Genomic DNA, 17311 nt, shown 5'->3' on the forward strand with positions numbered 1-17311 from the left:
AAGGCCCCAAACCAACACTTCCGCAACGCCCTTTAGGGCGTGGGCTTCTGAAGATCGTCCCGGCGCTTCGCCTCGGTGCGGATCGCGGAAGCATCAGGCAGGCCAGCCCGTTCGTGCAGGACTGCCTGGGCGAACAGGGCACTGGTGAGGACCGCTTCGTGGCTGCCCCCGCGCTTTGCGGCCTGCGCGCGTCGCAGCTCCACTGAGGCGTCGATGGCCTCGATCATGCGGTCGGTGGCCCCCTCGACGTGGCTAGCCGCCGCGGCGCGGGTATGAAGCGCCCTCGCCAGGGCCTCGACGTGGGCCTGCTCGTCGAGGTCGGGAAGCGAGCGGTAGACCGCCACGGCGTCGGCAGCGGTCTGCTCGGCGCTCGGCCACTGCTTCGCCCGAGCGAGCAGCGCCGCGAGGTTGCCCAACGCGTGCGCGAGGTCGGCCGGGCGGCCCTCCTCGTCGGATCTGCGGATACGGACTGCCTCGACGGCAGCCGCTAGCGCCTCCTTGAGATTGCCGGCCGCGCCGTGCCGGGCGGCCAGCGTGGTGAGCGCGACGGCCAGGCGTGGCCGGTACACGCCGTGCAGGGCCTCGGCCAGGCGCCGGTGGGCCTCGACCGCCTCCACCGCCGAGGCGAGCGCCTCGGCTTGCAGGCCGTTCGCGGACTGCACGATCGATTGGTTGACGAGCGCCGAGGCCAGCCGGACACTCGGATTGGAAGCGTCCTCGGCGAGTCCCGGGTCCGTCTCAACGAGGCCGCGCAACAGTTCGACCGCCTCCGCGACGGGGTCGAGCGCCTCCGTGCGCCGGCCTTCCCGAACCAGCGCGGAGGCGTGATGGTTCAGCGCGTCGGCATACTTGAGCAGGTGCGCGTCGGGGTTCTGATCGGACAGGCGGCGTAATACGTTCACGCAGCGCGCGGAGACTGCGCACGCCTCGCCGGAATCGCCGAAGCGTTCCCACTGAAGTGCCAGGTTGCCGAGGGCAGTCGCTAGTTGTGCCTCGTACAGCACTGGGCGTTCGGCGGCGAGCCCTTCGAAGATTCGTACGGCCTCACGGCCAGCCGCGAGGCCATCGGCCCGGTTGCCCGTTTCGGCGAGGTCGGCACCGAGGACATCGAGCGACAGCGCCAATTCGGAAAGGTAGACGTCGCTCCGCTGGCACAGCTCCTTACGCACCTCGACGGCGCGGCGGATCGTGCGCAGACCCCGCTTCCGCTCGCCCGTCTCGTCAAGCATGACGGCGAGGCTGTGCAGGGCGCGGCCGAGGTCGGCCAGATGTGTCTGGCGGCTGGCTGCCGCGAGCTGTTCGAAGAGCCCCGCCGCCTCCTCGGCCGCGCGCAGGCCTTCCCGACGGCGCCCGCTGCTCTTGAGGTGGTAGGTGTAATGCAGCAGCAGGCGGGCGGTGGCCGCCGGGCTGATGGACGCGTGTTGTTTGGCGTTGTCCAGCGTGAGTTCGCTGGCGAGCACTGCCAGGTCCGCGAGGGCGACACTCTCGTCGGGCAGGTGGGTGAGGACCAAGCGCACAGTGTCGTCATCGTCGTGCGCCTGGAGGCTGTCCAGCAGTGTCCGGGCGAAGACGCGCGGGTTCTCCAACTGGGGCGCGACCTCCATGCCCAGGGGGAGCATACGGTCGATGTCGTGGGCGAGCAGCGCCGCGACGGCGCGGGCCGCCACCGGGTGACGTACGGCGGCGCGGCCGAGGACGGTCAGCGCCCGGCGAGCCTGGCCGTCATCCAGCCCCGGCAGGGGGGCGGTGGCCACCTCGGGGAGGGAGGCCAGGACGTGCGAGATGTGTTCTTCGCCGAGCCGGTCGGGGCGCAGAGGGTGCAGTCCGGGGCCGCCTTGGAGGACGGCCGAGGCCCAGCGCAGATGGCGGCGCCGGAATGGCACGGATGCGTCCTCGAAGGTGGGGGTGCCCGACAGCAAGGCGAGCGCTCCCTCCTCGGTGCCGGCCCCGAAGAGCGTCGCGACCGCGATGAGCGCGTCCGCGTGCAGCGAGGTGTCTTCCGGAAGCCCGTGTACCGCCAGCAGCCTTTTCCAGTAACGGCGTTCGTGAGCGAGCACCCGAGCCACCGGGTCGGGTGAAGCCGGAGGAGCGTTGCCCAGCGACTCGTCCTGTTCGAGCAGCGCGACCATGGCGGCGGCATGCACGTCCAGGATTCGGTCATAGCGGGTGGCGTAAAGGTCGGCGGGGACCACGGCAGTCTCAGGGCGGGTGCCGGACAGGTGTGCCGAGAACTCCTGTGCCGCGCCTACGAACTCGGCCTGTCGCTGGGCCTCGGACGGTACGAGTGGGGCGAGCCGGCGTTCCGTCATGGCCCCGAACATGACGGCGACCCGGTCGTCGGCATGTTCGGCGAGCGGGCGCTGCCACTCCCCGCCAGCGCGGCTGAGCAGCAGTAGACGCACCGGCCCGGCCTCGGCGTCGCGGCGTACGCACTCGGTGGCGAGGAGGAGCAACTGCTCGGCGCGGGCCTCGGCGTAGTCGAGAACCAGCAGGAGAGGTGCGGTGCAGCGGGCCAGCACGGTGAGGTCGTCCGGCGCGCAGGACTCATCGACGAACCCGGCCAACCAGCCCCGGTCGGTCGCCTGTTGGCACAGGTGCAGGGCGAGACGGGTCTTGCCTTGGCCGCCGGGGCCGGTGACCAGACGTACGGCCGATCCCGCGGGTTCCTCGCACCAGGTGCGGAACTCCTCCTGCTCGGCCTCCCTGCCGTGGAAGGGCACCACGCCGTACTCAGCTCGCAGCAGCATGCTGGGGATGGGCTCGGGGGGAAGCTCCTCGGCGGGCAGAAAGACGCGGCGGGCGAAGGTCTGCGGTGTCAGCACCGCGAGTTCTTTGAAGAGGCGCTCCAGCCGCAGGTTCTGGTAGTGCATCCGCAGGTACTGGCAGCGTTCCAGCCTGGCCAGGTCGTCGGGAAGTTCGGCGGCCGAGGGCATCCGGATACGCCGCCCTCGGTCGACCAAAACGGGGACAACATGGATCCCGTGCAGAAAAGCGTAGGCGAGTTCGCGGCGGACCCAGTCCTCCTTCAGCTGGATCCGCGGGGTTCCGTGGGCGTCGGTGACGGTCAGCCACTCCGGTCCGATCAGCGCGATCAGGACGGAGGAGCGGGCGAGGCCCTGGGGCAGAGCCTCGGTGAAGTCGGCGGACAGTTGGATGGAGCTGCTGGCGAAGAACACCTGATCGTCGCCGAACCGGTCAGCCAGCAGACGGTGCAGTAGCGCCGCCTCCGTTTCGCAGTCGCCCACGCGGTAGTTGATGAAGATGCCGGTGGGCACGGGAGCGGTCACGCGGCCGGACGGCGGGACGCCTGACGGGCGACCTCAGGCAGTAGCTCTGCCACGGTCGAATCGCGGCGGTGCCGCGACAGGGCCCGGACACAGCCGCGCAGATCGGTGCGAAGGGTGGCGGAGTCGAGGCCCGGCGCGACTGTGAGAATGTCGCGCAGCGTGGCGCACGCCCGGTCGACGTCGTTGGCGCCGAGCGCGGCGAGCGCGACCCTGACCTCGAACCGAGCTCGGGCCCGGTGCGCGTGGGCCGGGATGCGCCGCGCCTCGGCACCCAGCAGACCGAGTGCCTCCTTGTGGTGGCCGAGCACTTGGAGGCACCAGCCCCTCGCCATGGCGGCGGGATCCGCGACGTGCCGGGTGCCGTAGCGGCTGCTCGCGTGACCGCCGGCATAAATGGTGCCCGACGCGGCGGCGAGGGCGGTCCCGGCCGGCGCCGTACCCGGAAGCGAGCCTTGAACCGGACCCGCCGGCGAACGCATGGCCGGGCCGGAGAGCAGGCTGTCCGCCTCGTCGAGCGCGCGGCGGCAGCGAAGGTCGTCGCCGTTGAGGGCGTGGCCCTGGGCCAGGCGTAGCAACGCCCGCACCTGCGTGGCCGGGGACGCCGTGAAGCACGCCGCAGCGGAGGCGAGTTCGACGGTGGCGGCGCCGTCGTCGCAGTAGAGGGCGAGCAGGGAGCGCCGCAGGACGGCGTTGGCCTCCATATCGGGCGAGCCGACGTGCCGTGCGAGGGAAGTCGTAGTGCGCGCCCAGGCTAAGGCAGACCGTTCGTCATCGGCCTCCTGGCACATCCAGGCGATGAACTCCGCATAGCGGCCGGCCAGGGACAGCAGTCGCTCGGCTTCGGCGCCGTGGGCGTGCGCCGCCATGCCGCGCAGGGCACGCACTTGTGCGGCCGCACTCTCCAGTACGGCCCCCGGACCGGCGCTCTGCGCGGTGGCCCGCAGACCGTCCAGGACGCTTGTCAGCGCCGCGACGACCGGGGTGGCTGCACCGTCGGACAGTGTGGCGGGCAGTGCGGGCAGGGCGGCCTCGTCGGATAACGCCCCCGCGGACGCCAACCCTGCGGGGCCGCCCGCGCTTCGCGCGGTGTCGTCGGTTCGGCCCGCACCTAGCACCGCGAGGAGGCCGCCACGGGCGCTCAGCGCTGCGTCACAACTCGCTGCCAGTTCCCGAGTTGGCGTGCGCCGGCCGTTCTCCACCTTGCTCAGGTGTCCAGGAGAGTAGTGCGTCCGCGCGGCGAGATCCGACAGGGACCACTGCCGCTCGCCCCGGTACCGGCGCAGTCGCGTGCCGAAGGATTCCACGGTGCGCTCCAAGGTCTTGCCTGTTGCCGAATGACAAGGCTAGCGGGCAATACCTGGGCACGCGTGCGGTATCGGCCCATCCTGGGAGGACTGTGGATCACGACCGACAGGTCGCGCGGGCAGTAGCTCGTAGTGCGCCGGAAAACCATCGGCGGGTACCACCTCCGACACGATGAAAGGCGCAGGTGGAATGCGAGTGGGATCACGGACCCCGGGCACCGCGGCGCCCGGACGGCGCTGAAGGGAACAGGATGCTTATCCGGGACCAGGATTACGTCTTACTGAAGGACGGCCGGATCCTGGCGGTGCACGGTCACTGCCACCCACCCGGACACGTGGTCGGGGAACTGGCCTTCGTACCGTCCTCGGCGGGCGGGTATGCGTTGTTCGGGTCTCGGTACCGCAAGGCATACGTAGCGGACGGGCGAGGGATGTCCGAGCGGAAGAGGGAGTTGGTCCGCTTTCCGACGGGCACCTGCTTCGATCACGCGCACCCCTTCTCAGCGAAGTCGATCGTGCCGCTCTCCCAGGTCGACCTGCACCTGTCCGCCGCCGTCGACCCGCGCACCGACACGGTGCCCGACTCCTTCCTGCGCCGCTACGCGGAGTCCCATCTCGCCGAGCTGGCCCGCGTCCTGGGCGACACGCTGCCTGCGGGCCCGCTCGGACTCACGGGATCGGCCCGCCTGCAGATAGGGGATCCCACCGTGAGGAGCATGCATGACTACGACGTGGTGTTCGACGTGGGTCCGGAAGCGGCCATCCGTATCACCCGACGGCTGATGGCCCACGGCTGCGCCCACCCCGAGGCCCGTCTGCGAGAGCACGGCAAGGACTGGCGGATCCGGCTGCGCACCGGTGCGGGCATCCTCTGCCCTTTCTTTCGCTACGAGGACCCCGCCGACGCGCCCCTCGCCGGCCTCACCACTGCCCGCACGCTGCTGCGGGGCGTGACGGTGAGCGGCCGGGTGGTGGCGAACGCGCACGGCGCTTATCTGCCGACCCTGCTTGGCATCGTCCCCGAACAAGTTTCGGCCGCGCTGCCCGGTGAGGTGGCCCGCCGGCTCCCAGTCCTCGTCAGTCACATGCGTGACCGTGGCGACTTCCACCAGGGCGACCGGGGTACGTTCACAGGGGACCTCTGCCATCTAGGCACCCCCGCAGGCGACTTGGTGGTCCTCTCGGTGGTTGACGGGGCAGACTCACGGCTGGACGAGTCGCCTTGGCCGATCCCCGGTCGCCCCGCGCCGTCGGAGGGTGGCTGATGACCCCGCTCTCCCCGGACCTGGCGGCGCGGGCCTGGCGACAGGCGGTGGCCGAGTGTTGGAGCGACCGCTTCGGGGCGGTTGAGGTGACACACGAACGGGTCGGTCTCCGCTGCCTCAGCAGCGTGATCGGGCTGGTCGCACCCGCCCCCTACGCATCGGCCCAAGCACTGCTACGTGCGTTCACCCGAGCCGGGATCGCCCCGTACCGGCCCGTCCTCACCGGCCCGCCCCCCGGCGGCACACTGCTGCTCGGCCCGCTGGTCGAGCGTCACCCAAACGGGTTGATGATCCTTGACGGGGTCCACCGCTGTCTGGCTGCTTTTCAGCAGGGGCTGGGCACCGTGTGGGTCTCGGTGCTCACCGCCGAGACCCATCCGCCTCCGGCAGGATCGCCCGTGCCGCTCACCGAGGTCATGCCTTCCGGGTCGGCGCGCACCCGCACTCCCTTGTTCCGGTACACCGGCAACCCCGACTTCCGACCGACCGACGACTTCCTCTCCCGGGCGCAGACCCGCGCCCAGCAGGAGATCGAACACCTGCGCGGCCCCTAGAGCGCGACCGCCCCGCAGACCGGGGAACCGCAGAACAAGAACGTCTTCGCGGACCGCGGGGACATCAAGCAGTAAGCAGAGATGAGGACCCCATGACCAACGCCGACTACTCCTGGGACCAGGACTCGGACCTCAACGACGACAGCCTGGACGCCGCCGTCGTCCCCCAGAGGTACGCGCTCACCGCCCCCCAGGTGGTTGTCAACAACGCCAGGCAGATCCTCGTGGTGGATCCGCACCCGGCGGGTACCTGGGATACCTGGATGTTCCCCTACGCGTCGCTCATCCTCACCCGTGACGAACTGGCCGCCGCCCCGGACGGCGGCACCCGCCCGGTCCTGGCGCTCACAGAGGGATCCACGTTCCGTGCGCTCTCAGAGGCATTGGAACAGTTGCGCGTCGGCCGCCAAGACGCCTACGTATCGGCCATCCAGACCGGGGTGAACAACGTCATCGCCGACCTGAACGGGACCTGGAGCGGGACACCGTTCTACACGAACTACTCCCTCAAGTTCTCCAAGACGTCGAACAGCTACACCGCCTACGAGTTCAGTTACTTCCTCAACCGTGTCGCCGCGCTCGATCTGGAGCTGCCGCATGTGTGGATCGAGCCGTCCCGACTGGCGGAGGAACTCGTCCGGTCCGAGACGCCGTTCGGTCGCAAGGTGTCGTCCAATGTGGCGGACGCGCTGCCCGCCATCCGGTCAGGTATCTGACCCCGAGCGGGCCGTGAGGGTGAACAGATGACCTACCAGGTCCTGACCGACGAAAGCCCGGGGAAGATGCCGCTCCCGGTCACCCCGTCCCAGGTGTGGATCATATCGACCCTGGAGATAGCCGTCTCCTGGCAGGACGACCACCACCTGATGCTCGTCCACCCGAGCTATCCGCTCGCAGGACAGCACAACAGCCCGCTGCACGACGAGGGCTACTGGGCACCGCCGTTCGTCGCCTACCCGGTCCCGATCGAGTTCTCGCCGCCTACGACAGCCGGGTCCCTGCTGCGGCTCGCCACCGAGGCGGCGGGCCGCATCGACATCGAGCGGGACCTCAACCACCTCGCGTACCAGATGGGACTGCGGGACACTCAACTCCGGCCTCGTAAACCGTTCCTGGAACTGAAGGTGTCCCCGCGCTCCCCGAGCACGGTGAAGGCGTACTACATCCTCCGGCACGGCCTGGTGGGCGTGGACGCCTCAAGTTCCCGCAACCTCGCCGACCCCGAGCAGCGGCGCGGCTATGTCTTCCTGCCCTTGCGGGGTTACTTGACGGCGACTGAGGTGCGTCCCGGCGAGGAGCACGGCCGGAGTGAACGCTGGTTCCTCGGCAAGCCGCTGATGAGCAACGTCGAGTACGTTCTCCGGGAGGAGATGCGCCGACTCGTCATCAGAGAAGAGGGTCTCGACGTACCGCCGGAGCTGTTCCACCGCGAGGAGCGCGGGGTGCTGTGCGTGGTGGACCTCGCCGGATACGGGACGGCGCTGCGGTACGCGTTCGAGCACATGCACACTTTCTCCACCACGGCAGACCGGGCGCAGGATGACTTCCGCAAGCGGGTCGCGCACGAACTGCACACCATGCTGGGCGACCTCGGTACCACCCAGGCGCAGTTCGCGGGCGACGGGTTCGTGGCGGCCTTCCCCGACCGCGCATTCACCAACACCACCGCGCTGATCACGAACATCGTCACCCGCTGGGAGGCTCTCGTGAGCCTCATCGAGCAGCTCAACGGCTCCATACGCGTGCCCGAGAAGCGCGTGGGCACCCGCATGGTGCTCCACCAGGGCGATTACAGCTACGGCCGGATCGCTGGCACTCGCAGTTTCGCCGCCGCGTTCGACGGCACCGCGGTGATCGAGGCGGTCCGGCTGGAACAGGGGCTGGCGACCGCCTCGAAAGAGAGGAATGCACCCATGTTCGCGTCCCTTCCTCGGCGATCGCATCTGATCGCGGTGAGCGGGCAGCTCGCGGAGCAGGTGAAACCGTCGGAGTCGGGGTCGCCGTTCGGCGACTGGGCTGCGCTGGGCGAGACGTCCCTGACTGCCAAGGAGTATGAGGGCGTCGCCTTTGTGTACCAGGTGCTGGGGGCGGAGACCGAGCGGCCGCCCACGGAAGGAGAGGCGCTGTGACCTCAACCCCGGCTGGCGACCCCACGGCCGTACCCGTACCCCTTTCCCTGTCCATACCCGAGCCGGGACGGGAGCCCGCGCACCTGAGCTTTCTTGGCGAGGCCGCCGCCGTGACCGAGGATCTGCTGGCTGGCACGGTGGCCACGATCCGGGCGGGCCGGCTGGGCCGAGGGCTCTGGCACCCCACCGGCTTCGCGACCTTCGAGATCGCCCAAGTGCCTGGGCTGGGCCTCGTCCGGGTCCACTTCTGGCCGCACGGGCTCCGCCGGGGCCTGCCCGGCCACCCGACCATCCACCAGCACTGCTTCCGTCTGTACTCCCGAGTCCTGGCGGGCGAATACCGGGAGTCCCAGTACGGAGCCGTCGACCCGGGCCCGCGTGGGGCGCCGCCCGGCGCGCGGCGCCTACGCGTCTACGAGGTCCGGCCGACGGGGATGATGGGCAAGGACGAACTGTACGAGACGGGCGAGGACCTCGATGTGGTCCCCACGCTGCGCGCCGCCCGCTTCCCGGCCGGGACCTGGCACGAAGTCCCGGTGGGTACGTTCCATGCGACGCCCATCGCGCGCAACCGGTTCTGCGCCACCTTGGCGGTACTCAGTTTGCCGGTCACTGGGGCCGCCGATGTCCTGCTCGGCCACCCTGGTGGGGGTTCTTCGGCCAGCGTACGGCGCGTGGTGAGTGACGGAGAACAGGATTTGATGTGCCGCCAGTTCATCGCCGCCACAGACTCGACCGTGTCGGAACCCGCGGCATCGGACCGCGCTTCTCTGGGACCCGCTTCCCCGGATCCGCGATGACCGGCCCGGGACCGGACAGCGCGGAGTTCCGCGCCTACGCGGGCCGACTACTGGCCGAGGCCCGCGACGAGGTCCGGCAGGCCGACGCCAAGGCGTCACTGCTGCTGGCCGGGGCGGGGGTCGCGCTCGGAGCGGCCCTCTCCACAGCACTCACGGGCCGGGTGTACGACCGGCCCGTCAACGATGTCGTCGCCTGGCTGTGGTGGGCAGGGCTGTGCACGGCGGTGGCGGGGGTGACCCTCCTCGGCTGGGCGGTCTGCCCCCGCACCCGCCGCACCACGGCGACTCCAGCGCACCTGGTGAGTTACTTCGGCGATGTCGTCGCCCGCCCGAAGGAGATGCTGGAGGATCGGCTCGTATGGAGCCTGCGGACGCCGGGCGCCTCCGTCATCGACCAGATCTATGAGGTGTCGAGGATCGCCGCCACTAAGTACACCCTCATCCGGCGCGCGCTTCTCCTCTTCGGCACGGCGGCTGTCCTTTGCACCGCTGCCCTCTTGGCGGGCCTGATCGGATAGACGCTGGATCATTTACCTATCCTGGCACCCGGTCGACGGCGTGACGCTGGCGGATGCCTGCGTGAGCACTGCACCGGGCCCGACTCCGGGCCGGGAGCCGCGAAAGAGGATTGACGGACTGCCGGGAGCGCGGCTGAGGCCGGACTGCCGGTCAGACCCGGACGAGGCCGAATGAGACCCGAAACGAAAACGGCGTAGCGTTATCTGTTCGGACGATGGAGATCCCACCAGCCGTTGAATGCACGGGATATCGCGATCGTCGTGCGCTGTATGTGCGCCCCTGAGGTGCTCTCAGGCGCCCCAAGTCTGCACGCCTGAGGGCTAGCTTGGCATGCCCCCGATCTGTTTTCTTTGAGAGCGATCCCGGTGGTTGACGCGAACGGCGCGGGCAAAGAAGGGCCACGCAGATGACAGATCCGTCGGTAATTTCCTCAATGCGATCACGGCGAACCATGAAGCGGAAAGAAGGAGGCAATGAGACTTTCCTCCGGCGCCTTCCAGAGCTTCATCGGGGGGAACTTCTTCACCTGAGTAGTGAGCACCGATACCGCACGGGTGAGGTTCTGATGAGCGAGGGGGAGCAGCGCTCTCCGGACGTCATGATTCTGCTCTCCGGGCTGGTCAAGGTCACGAAGCGGCTAGGAAACGGCAACGAGGGGCTGTTGGCGGTCAGGGCCGATGGCGACGTCGTCGGTGAGATGGCCGCGCTGAATAACGCCCCCCGGTCGGCAACAGTCACTGCCTGCGGCGAGGTCCACGCACGCATCGTGCGAGGGGAAGATCTGCGCACTTTCCTGAAAGCCCGCCCAGAGGCGATGCAGACAATAACGGAAATTATCATCCAGCGGCTGCGCCGTGCGAACAATTGGCGCATTGACTTCGGTAGTTATCCGGTGAAAGTCAGGCTCGCCCGAGCATTGGTGGATCTGGCCGCATTGTATGGTCGGCATGGTCGGAGGGGAATCATCATTGGGATCGCCTTCAGCCAGTCCGAACTCGCGGGACTCGTCGGGTCAACGAAGGAGACCACGCACAAAGCGCTAGCAGAATTGCGCGACGCTGGTCTTGTTGAGGTGCATTATGCTCGTCAAATCATTATGAACTTGGACCGTTTATGTCAAATTGCACGATTGGAAGATCCTGAGTAGTAGACCTTTGCGAAAGCCGCATTTATGCGGCTTTCGCAAAGGTCATCGGCTCCTGCCCGCACAGTGGTGGCGAAACCCGCCCCAACCACAGCAGGCAGGTGAACAAGTTCATGGCATCGCAACCTCACGAATGGCCGAACGGCGCCATCAGACGTCATTTGTGCATAGCGGCCGACGTGGAGAAGTACAGCCATCGAGATATCCCGAGCCAGGCAACCGCCCAGCACGACCTGGTCGGGGTGCTGGAAGAAGCAACGGCGCTCAGCGGATTGGACCGAGCAGGCTGGATACGCCAAGCGCAGGGCGATCAAGAGCTCTCGGTGCTTCCCGCCGACGTCTCAGAAGCAGTGGTGCTCGGCACATTCACGAAGCACCTCTCGGACCGATTGGGTATCCGCAACGCCTCGCGGCCTCCGAGGGATCGGATGCGATTGCGGCTGGCCATCGATATCGGCGTGGCGGCCCTCGCCGCCCTGGGCCACGCGGGGCCTGCTCCCATTGCGGTGGCCCGCTATCTCAACGCACCTCAACTGAGGGCGGTTCTCGAAAAAATCTTCGCAGCGGACCTCGCGGTGATCGTCTCCGGCCGCCTCTATGAGGACGTCGTCAAATCGCGCTGTCGTGGTCTGGACCCCGACCAATACGTCCGGGCTCACGTTCGACAAAAGGAGTTCAGTGACTACGGCTGGATTCAAGTGCCAGGCCGTCATCCCGACGAAGTACGTGCTGTCGTCGAGTCCCTGGACATCATCCAGTCGGTCGGGCCGGGTAGGAGTGAGGTAGCGGCAGAACCGAGTTCGGGAAAATACGACCGCTCACAATGGGTCGGCAAGGGTATCGCGATTCAGGATTCGGTTGTCGGGCGGGATCTGAACTTCGGTGTTCCCTCGTGTGGCTCGGATGGCCGGTCGGAGAACCTGTGATGATGGAGGGGGGAGAGGACAACTGGTCGGCGTCGCGGCTCTACCCGAATTCTTTTCGGGATGAAGAAGAACTGCGCGGCAACTGGATTGGGGGCCGTGAAAACCAGAGGCACGACAACAGCCAGCATCTGAGTCAGGGGATGGCATTCAGCGGAACGGTCTTTGGTAGTGTCAATAACCACACGGGACCGTCCGTCACTTATCAGGTTCTCTATCGGCGACCTCGGCCTGTCGGCTTCTCGCCAGCGCTGTACGACGAGCTGCGCCGTCGGCTGGTTCAGTTGCAGCGTGTTTGCGGCGACGCCACCCGAGTGCTGCGGTGCGCTTTTCCCGATCGGAAGGTGTCTTGATGGCACTAATCCCATTCAATCTGCTTTCCGACGTCGTCGATGAGTGGATGAACACTGCCGCACTCACCGACGGCGTATGCCTCGTCGTTCCTGGCGCAAACGGCCCGCTGTGCCTCTCGCCGACGGAGGCTCGCAATGTGCTGTACGGCCGGCAGTCTGACGTCCGCTTGTACGGGGCCGTATGGAAAGAGGCAGTCCAGGCGGCTCAGCGGGAGACGGATCCAGCAGGGCCGTACAGGTTGCTCGTGGTGTGGTTCGCTCTTCCCCGGCTGTTCCGCACCATGCGCAAAGCAGCGGGCCGTTTCTCCGTTGAGTTGAGAGATCTGGAGTCGGACGCAGTGCTCTCTCTGCTCGAGTGCGTGAAAACGATCGACCCACGACAGCCGGGTCTCGACGGCACATTGGTGGAACGAGCATGCAAGGAACTGTGGCGCTTCGCGCGCCAGGCCCGGCGCGAGCGGCCCACGGCCGACATCGGTACGACTGCCACGACACGCGGCTTTCTCCACCCTAGCCAGGATGGTCCGCTCATAGAGGAAGACGGTTGGGCTTTGCATATCGGCTTGCCAGACCGGCCTGATGGGCTCTCGGCGCCTCTCCGCTTCACTGTGTCCCCCGCCCACGCCGAAGGGCTACGACTTGGCGCGCTGGCCGGACGGCTGGGGCTGAGCGACGTGGTCCACCGAGCGCGGAGGTCCGGAGAAGACGTCCGCGTCGGGACCTTGTCGCTGCGACGTGAGGAGGACAGAACGTGAACCTTGATCCGGGACACTCGTTGTCCTTCGCTGAGGCCTTCGACCTCCCTCTCGCAGTCGATCTCCGTACTGCGGCCCGTGCCTTCGGGGTTTGCCCTGGCACCGCGTACAAGCTGATCCGACTTGGCCGCTTCCCCTGCCCCGTGCTTCGACTCGGAGGCCGCTATCGGATTCCGACCGCCGGGATGCTTCGCGCCCTCGGCATCGATGAGCGGCCCATCTACGCGGTCGACCTCGAAGCGGGAGTCGACCACTCCACTCATCCCCACCGTACGTACCGACCCGGAAGCGAGGATCACACATGACCGTCACGACCCCATTCGCCGAGGACGAATCTGTACAGGGGCAGGCTCCCGGGTGGAGTTGTTTTGTTATCGGGCCTATCGGCGACCGGCACACACAGGCCGGGTCCCCTGAGCGGGAAGCGTTTGAGCGGCACGTTCGGATCTTCGAGAAGGTGATCCTCCCGGCTTGCGCGAAATTCAGCATGGACGCTATCCGCGCCGACCGCATCAGCCATGCGGGAGACATCAACGAGCAGATCTGTCGGCACGTGCTCCAGGACGACCTCGTCATCGCCGACGTAACCGGCGGCAACCCCAATGTGATGTACGAACTCGGGCTTCGTCACGTCACGGGAAAGCCGACCATTCACATCGGGGAACACGGCCAGTTGCCGTTCGACATTGCCCCCATCAGGACCATCCAATATGACCTCTCCTTCAGTGGCCTCGCCGATGCGCGGACAGAGATCGAACACGCCCTGCAGGCTGGAATATCTGAAGGATTCGACCTCCTCACGCCGGCGAGGGTTCTGCGAGGTCTGCAAATGCCAGGCGTTGTGTCAGATCTTTCCGGGGAACCGGAGGACGAGGATGCTCCCGGCCTTCTCGACTCTTTCGCAGCGATCGAGGACGGCCTGGAATCGATGACGGCCGACGTGGAGGCGATCGCGAAGACGATCGAGACGATTGGGGAAATCACCGAACGATCGAGCCAGAAGTTCCAGGGCTTGAACGAGCGGAGTGCCCCCATGAGCGCTCGGATGGCGGCGGTGGCGCACTACTCGGCGTCGATTGCCGAACCGTCCAAGGATCTGGACGGCACGGCACGGACATTCGCTGAACGAATGATCACCCTGGACAGTGGGGTTCGTGCGGCGTTGGCACTGATCGAGATGACTCCGTCGGAAGAGCGTGGTGAGAGCCGGGAGTTTCTGGGTCAGTTGATGAGCCTCGCCCACGCGGCGCGGGAGAGCATCAGGGAGGTCAGTGGTTTCGGAGAGGCGGCTGAAGGAATGGGAGGAATGAGCCGGTATCTGCGTGGGCCGGTGCGGAATATTTCGTCGGCGGTGAATCGGATGGCCGCAGCCATGGCCTGCATCGACGAGTGGGAGGCCCACGCCCGTCGACTGGCCGAGGAGGACGAATCAGTCAGCATGCGCTGACCACAGCGGCTCTGACCGGATCACAGAACGTTGGTGGCCCCCACTGCTCACAGTGGGGGCCACCAACGTTCTGTGATCCGGTGCGGGCAATGGCCGAGAGCGGCGACCGCGTTGAGGGCCCACAGCGGGTGGCCGCCCGCGCCGCCGTTGGAGGCCACGACCAGCCAGGTGGCGCCGTCGCGGATACCGATGACCGGGTGGCGCAGCTCGTTTCCGGTACGTCGGCCGCGGACGGTGAGCACGAACAGCGGGTGGCCGCCCATCGTGGCGGCGAGGCGCCCGTTCGACGCTGTGACGACGTGGCGGTGCAGGCCGGTGACGGCGCGGGTGAGTGTGCGGTCGACCGACCCGATCGTGTTGCCGCGCGTGCCGGTGGGAGGCAGCTCCCTCATGGTGCGTCCTCCGTTGTGCCGCGGTGCGGTTCGTGCGCTCGCCGTCACCGCTGCCGCGCGGGTCGGCGATTGGGCTGAACTGCGATGCCGCCAGGCGCAGTTGGCTGTCCCCGCCGTTACCGCTTGCGTCACGGTCGGCGTCCACGGCGACGACGGTGACGCGGAAGTCGCCCCCGGCGCGTTGGCCGCGGTGCGCGCAGTCGTGGCGGGCGTGGCCGATTCCGATCACGGTGTCCCCGTGGACGCGGATGGAGTCGAGCGTCCAGTCGAACGCGTACGTCACGAGGTCGCCGCCGCCGTAGCGATCGAGCCACTGCCCGCGGTCGAGGACGAATCCGAACGGCCGACCATCGTGAGGTCATCGGTGACGAGCGCGGCCAGGGCGTCGGCGTCGCCGGTACGTTCGGCGTCGGCCCAGCGGTCGGTGAGTTCGGTGAGCGACGCGGCGGGGTCGCCCGTTGCGGTCGTCATGACACTCTCCTTCGTACGGGTACGGGTACGGGTACGGGCGCGGCGTCGACGCGTCGGTGACGGACACCGTCAGAGCCAGTACGTTTCGTGACGGCGCATGAACTCGTCGCGCTCCGCGTCGCCCATCGGGTCCTCGGCCAGGGTGGTCAGCCGCTCGAAGTACTCCTCGCGCGGAGCGCTCGGTGAGAACAGCAGCAGCATCGAGGCGGCCTCGCCGGAGTCGTTGCGGAAGCCGTGGACGCCGCCGGGCGGGACGTACAGGTAGTCGCCGGCGTGCGCGTCGGTCCAGCCGGTGCCGTCGTTCAGCCGGACGACGCCGGAGAGCACGTAGAACGCCTCGGACATCGTGCGGTGGAAGTGCGGGTCGGGACCGGTGGCGGCGGGGTTGAAGTCCCATCGGAACAGGCCGAAGCCGCCGTTGCTCCGGCCGCCGGGTGACAAGTAGCTCACGGTCACGCCGGAGCGGTAGGTGAGTTCGGGCTCGGCGTCGGACCGGCGCAGCGTGGCGCTGGCAGCCGGTTCGCCGGTATGGACCACGGCTGGACAGCTCATCAGAGGACCGTAGGATCTCTAAGCGTTGGAGGTCAAACGATTAGGTCAGCAAGGATCCGTTGTAGACTCGCGGCCATGCCAGCGCCGCAGGGGCCGCCGTTCGGGATGCATCTCACCCGGGTGGCGAAGGTCGTCTCAGGACAGTTCGACGCGGCGCTCACCGCTGCCGGTGGGTCGCTGCCGGTGTGGCTGATCCTGATGTCGCTGGAGACGACACGGTTCGGCAACCAGCGCGGTCTCGCCGCCGCCATCGGCATCCACGGCGCGACCCTGACCCACCACCTCAACGCGATGGAACGCGACGGCCTCCTCACCCGTCGACGTGCCGACGACAACCGCCGCGTCCACGTCGTCGAACTCACCGAGACCGGCCACGCGCTCTTCCTCCAACTCCGCGACGCCGCCGTCGACTTCGACCGCCGCCTCCGACTCGGCTTCACCCCCGCCGAACTCGCCGCCGTCTCCGCGGCCCTCGACCGCCTCGCCTCGAACGTCACCGACTGACCACCCGCCGCGCGGTTCCGTGCCCCCGCCGCCATGACGGGCCGACGCCGTATTGCCCGGTGAGTTGCTGAGGACACGAGATCCGAACTCGTGGAGTGCTGCCCCCGCACGCTTTCCCACGGGCCACGGCGTCGTTCACGAGGAAGCACGGGGGTTCCGACCTGCGGCGGGTGTTGGGTGGAGCGACGGCCGAGCAGACGTTACCTGCCGAGCGGACGGCCGCCCGCGGCAACGGCGAACGCGGCATCGGGGTCCGACGAGGGCGCGTCGCCCGCGAGTGCGTGGCCGATCCGTAAGCCTCTACCCGAGATCCGGTACGGCGCTGGCGTGGGCGGCCAGGACGCGCCAGGTGCCGTCAACGTGGATCCAGGTGCGGGTGTAGCGAAGGCGCGCCTTGAACGGATGTCCGCCGGCGGTGCCTTCAAGCCCGGCCAGTACGCGGGTGATCCCGGTGGAGTCCACCACGGTCACGTCCAGGTCCTGCTGCTCGAAGACCTCGACGGCCAAGGTCCCGGACCTGTGCGCCCCCAGGTCCTCCTCCTTCGTCACGGTGCTGCCGTCCGGCCCCGTGTAGACGACACGGTCGTCCAGGAGCACGTCCAATGCCCGCGCATCACCTGATCGAACCGCGGCCTGCAACCTCTGCTCGGCATCGTGAAGAGCGGCTTCAAGAGCCACCTGATCCATCCCCATCCCCATCCTCCTCGCCCTGCCGACCTGTGAATCCTCGGCCGATCGCGACGGTACCCACCTCGCCGGATTCAGCGGTCCCAGCATCGAGGGGCTGGCGGAGACTGCTGGAACGGTCACCGCCGCCGTACGAGATCCGCCCCAGCCTGATCCCGGTCGATTCCCGTCGTGGCCGGCGAGCCTTCTGGAGAATATGGCTTTCGAACCGGTGAGGGGTTGCCT

Annotated in this window: 19 protein-coding genes; 13 read left to right on the forward strand and 6 right to left on the reverse strand. The window is 67.9% G+C overall.

Going from position 1 to position 17311, the window contains the following annotated elements:
- Positions 1-32: 32 nt before the first annotated feature.
- Together ABZX65_RS07180 and ABZX65_RS07185 are read right to left on the reverse strand one after the other, a co-directional pair.
- Positions 33-3275 (reverse strand): TIR domain-containing protein, encoded by a 3243-nt coding sequence (locus ABZX65_RS07180; RefSeq protein WP_355335842.1) that lies wholly within the window; start codon positions 3273-3275, stop codon positions 33-35.
- Between the two features lie 8 nt (positions 3276-3283).
- On the reverse strand, positions 3284-4591 hold the full coding sequence (locus ABZX65_RS07185; RefSeq protein WP_355335844.1) for a helix-turn-helix transcriptional regulator: 1308 nt from the start codon (positions 4589-4591) through the stop codon (positions 3284-3286).
- Positions 4592-4842: 251 nt separating this feature from the next.
- Here ABZX65_RS07185 and ABZX65_RS07190 point away from each other — a divergent pair, with 251 nt between their 5' ends.
- The 12 genes from ABZX65_RS07190 to ABZX65_RS07245 all read left to right on the forward strand — a co-directional run bounded on the left by ABZX65_RS07190 (position 4843) and on the right by ABZX65_RS07245 (position 14480).
- Positions 4843-5856: a hypothetical protein gene (locus tag ABZX65_RS07190; RefSeq protein WP_355335847.1), complete on the forward strand. Its 1014-nt coding sequence runs from the start codon at positions 4843-4845 to the stop codon at positions 5854-5856.
- The gene (locus ABZX65_RS07195; RefSeq protein WP_355335850.1) at positions 5856-6410 is read left to right on the forward strand and encodes a hypothetical protein; all 555 of its coding nucleotides are present in this window, start codon (positions 5856-5858) and stop codon (positions 6408-6410) included. Before ABZX65_RS07190 ends, ABZX65_RS07195 begins: the two co-directional genes overlap by 1 nt.
- A gap of 92 nt (positions 6411-6502) precedes the next feature.
- Complete coding sequence (locus ABZX65_RS07200; RefSeq protein ID WP_355335853.1) at positions 6503-7126, forward strand: hypothetical protein; 624 nt, start codon at positions 6503-6505, stop codon at positions 7124-7126.
- Positions 7127-7153: 27 nt separating this feature from the next.
- Positions 7154-8539, forward strand: coding sequence for a hypothetical protein (locus tag ABZX65_RS07205; RefSeq protein ID WP_355335855.1), 1386 nt, complete (start codon positions 7154-7156; stop codon positions 8537-8539).
- Positions 8536-9339 carry a hypothetical protein gene (locus ABZX65_RS07210; protein WP_355335857.1) on the forward strand — a complete coding sequence of 268 codons (804 nt, stop codon included), beginning with the start codon at positions 8536-8538 and terminating at the stop codon, positions 9337-9339. Before ABZX65_RS07205 ends, ABZX65_RS07210 begins: the two co-directional genes overlap by 4 nt.
- Complete coding sequence (locus ABZX65_RS07215; RefSeq protein ID WP_355335860.1) at positions 9336-9857, forward strand: Pycsar system effector family protein; 522 nt, start codon at positions 9336-9338, stop codon at positions 9855-9857. Before ABZX65_RS07210 ends, ABZX65_RS07215 begins: the two co-directional genes overlap by 4 nt.
- A gap of 452 nt (positions 9858-10309) precedes the next feature.
- Positions 10310-11005: a Crp/Fnr family transcriptional regulator gene (locus ABZX65_RS07220; RefSeq protein ID WP_355336420.1), complete on the forward strand. Its 696-nt coding sequence runs from the start codon at positions 10310-10312 to the stop codon at positions 11003-11005.
- A gap of 98 nt (positions 11006-11103) precedes the next feature.
- Positions 11104-11928, forward strand: coding sequence for a hypothetical protein (locus ABZX65_RS07225; RefSeq protein ID WP_355335863.1), 825 nt, complete (start codon positions 11104-11106; stop codon positions 11926-11928).
- Between the two features lie 2 nt (positions 11929-11930).
- Positions 11931-12278, forward strand: a complete 348-nt coding sequence (locus ABZX65_RS07230; RefSeq protein ID WP_355335866.1) for a hypothetical protein — start codon at positions 11931-11933, stop codon at positions 12276-12278.
- Complete coding sequence (locus ABZX65_RS07235; RefSeq protein ID WP_355335869.1) at positions 12278-13033, forward strand: hypothetical protein; 756 nt, start codon at positions 12278-12280, stop codon at positions 13031-13033. The genes ABZX65_RS07230 and ABZX65_RS07235 overlap by 1 nt, the downstream gene beginning before the upstream one ends.
- Positions 13030-13338 (forward strand): helix-turn-helix domain-containing protein, encoded by a 309-nt coding sequence (locus ABZX65_RS07240; protein ID WP_355335872.1) that lies wholly within the window; start codon positions 13030-13032, stop codon positions 13336-13338. Before ABZX65_RS07235 ends, ABZX65_RS07240 begins: the two co-directional genes overlap by 4 nt.
- Positions 13335-14480 (forward strand): hypothetical protein, encoded by a 1146-nt coding sequence (locus tag ABZX65_RS07245; RefSeq protein ID WP_355335874.1) that lies wholly within the window; start codon positions 13335-13337, stop codon positions 14478-14480. Before ABZX65_RS07240 ends, ABZX65_RS07245 begins: the two co-directional genes overlap by 4 nt.
- Positions 14481-14527: 47 nt before the next feature.
- Here ABZX65_RS07245 and ABZX65_RS07250 read toward each other — a convergent pair whose 3' ends face one another.
- From ABZX65_RS07250 to ABZX65_RS07260, 3 genes are all read right to left on the reverse strand, one after another.
- Positions 14528-14872, reverse strand: a complete 345-nt coding sequence (locus ABZX65_RS07250) for a nitroreductase/quinone reductase family protein (RefSeq protein ID WP_355335877.1) — start codon at positions 14870-14872, stop codon at positions 14528-14530.
- 279 nt (positions 14873-15151) lie between these two features.
- Positions 15152-15343 carry a hypothetical protein gene (locus ABZX65_RS07255; protein WP_355335880.1) on the reverse strand — a complete coding sequence of 64 codons (192 nt, stop codon included), beginning with the start codon at positions 15341-15343 and terminating at the stop codon, positions 15152-15154.
- Between the two features lie 69 nt (positions 15344-15412).
- A complete protein-coding gene (locus tag ABZX65_RS07260) occupies positions 15413-15895 on the reverse strand; it encodes a cupin domain-containing protein (protein WP_355335882.1) in 483 nt (160 codons plus the stop codon).
- Positions 15896-15970: 75 nt separating this feature from the next.
- Between ABZX65_RS07260 and ABZX65_RS07265 the strand changes: the two genes are divergently transcribed.
- Positions 15971-16399 carry a MarR family winged helix-turn-helix transcriptional regulator gene (locus tag ABZX65_RS07265; RefSeq protein ID WP_355335884.1) on the forward strand — a complete coding sequence of 143 codons (429 nt, stop codon included), beginning with the start codon at positions 15971-15973 and terminating at the stop codon, positions 16397-16399.
- A gap of 300 nt (positions 16400-16699) precedes the next feature.
- On the opposite strand, the gene ABZX65_RS07270 is transcribed toward ABZX65_RS07265, so the two are convergent.
- Positions 16700-17176: a nuclear transport factor 2 family protein gene (locus tag ABZX65_RS07270; RefSeq protein ID WP_355335886.1), complete on the reverse strand. Its 477-nt coding sequence runs from the start codon at positions 17174-17176 to the stop codon at positions 16700-16702.
- Positions 17177-17311: the final 135 nt, after the last annotated feature.

The sequence above is a fragment of the Streptomyces sp. NPDC003300 genome (genome assembly GCF_040610915.1).
In the GTDB taxonomy this organism is placed as follows: Bacteria; Actinomycetota; Actinomycetes; order Streptomycetales; family Streptomycetaceae; genus Actinacidiphila.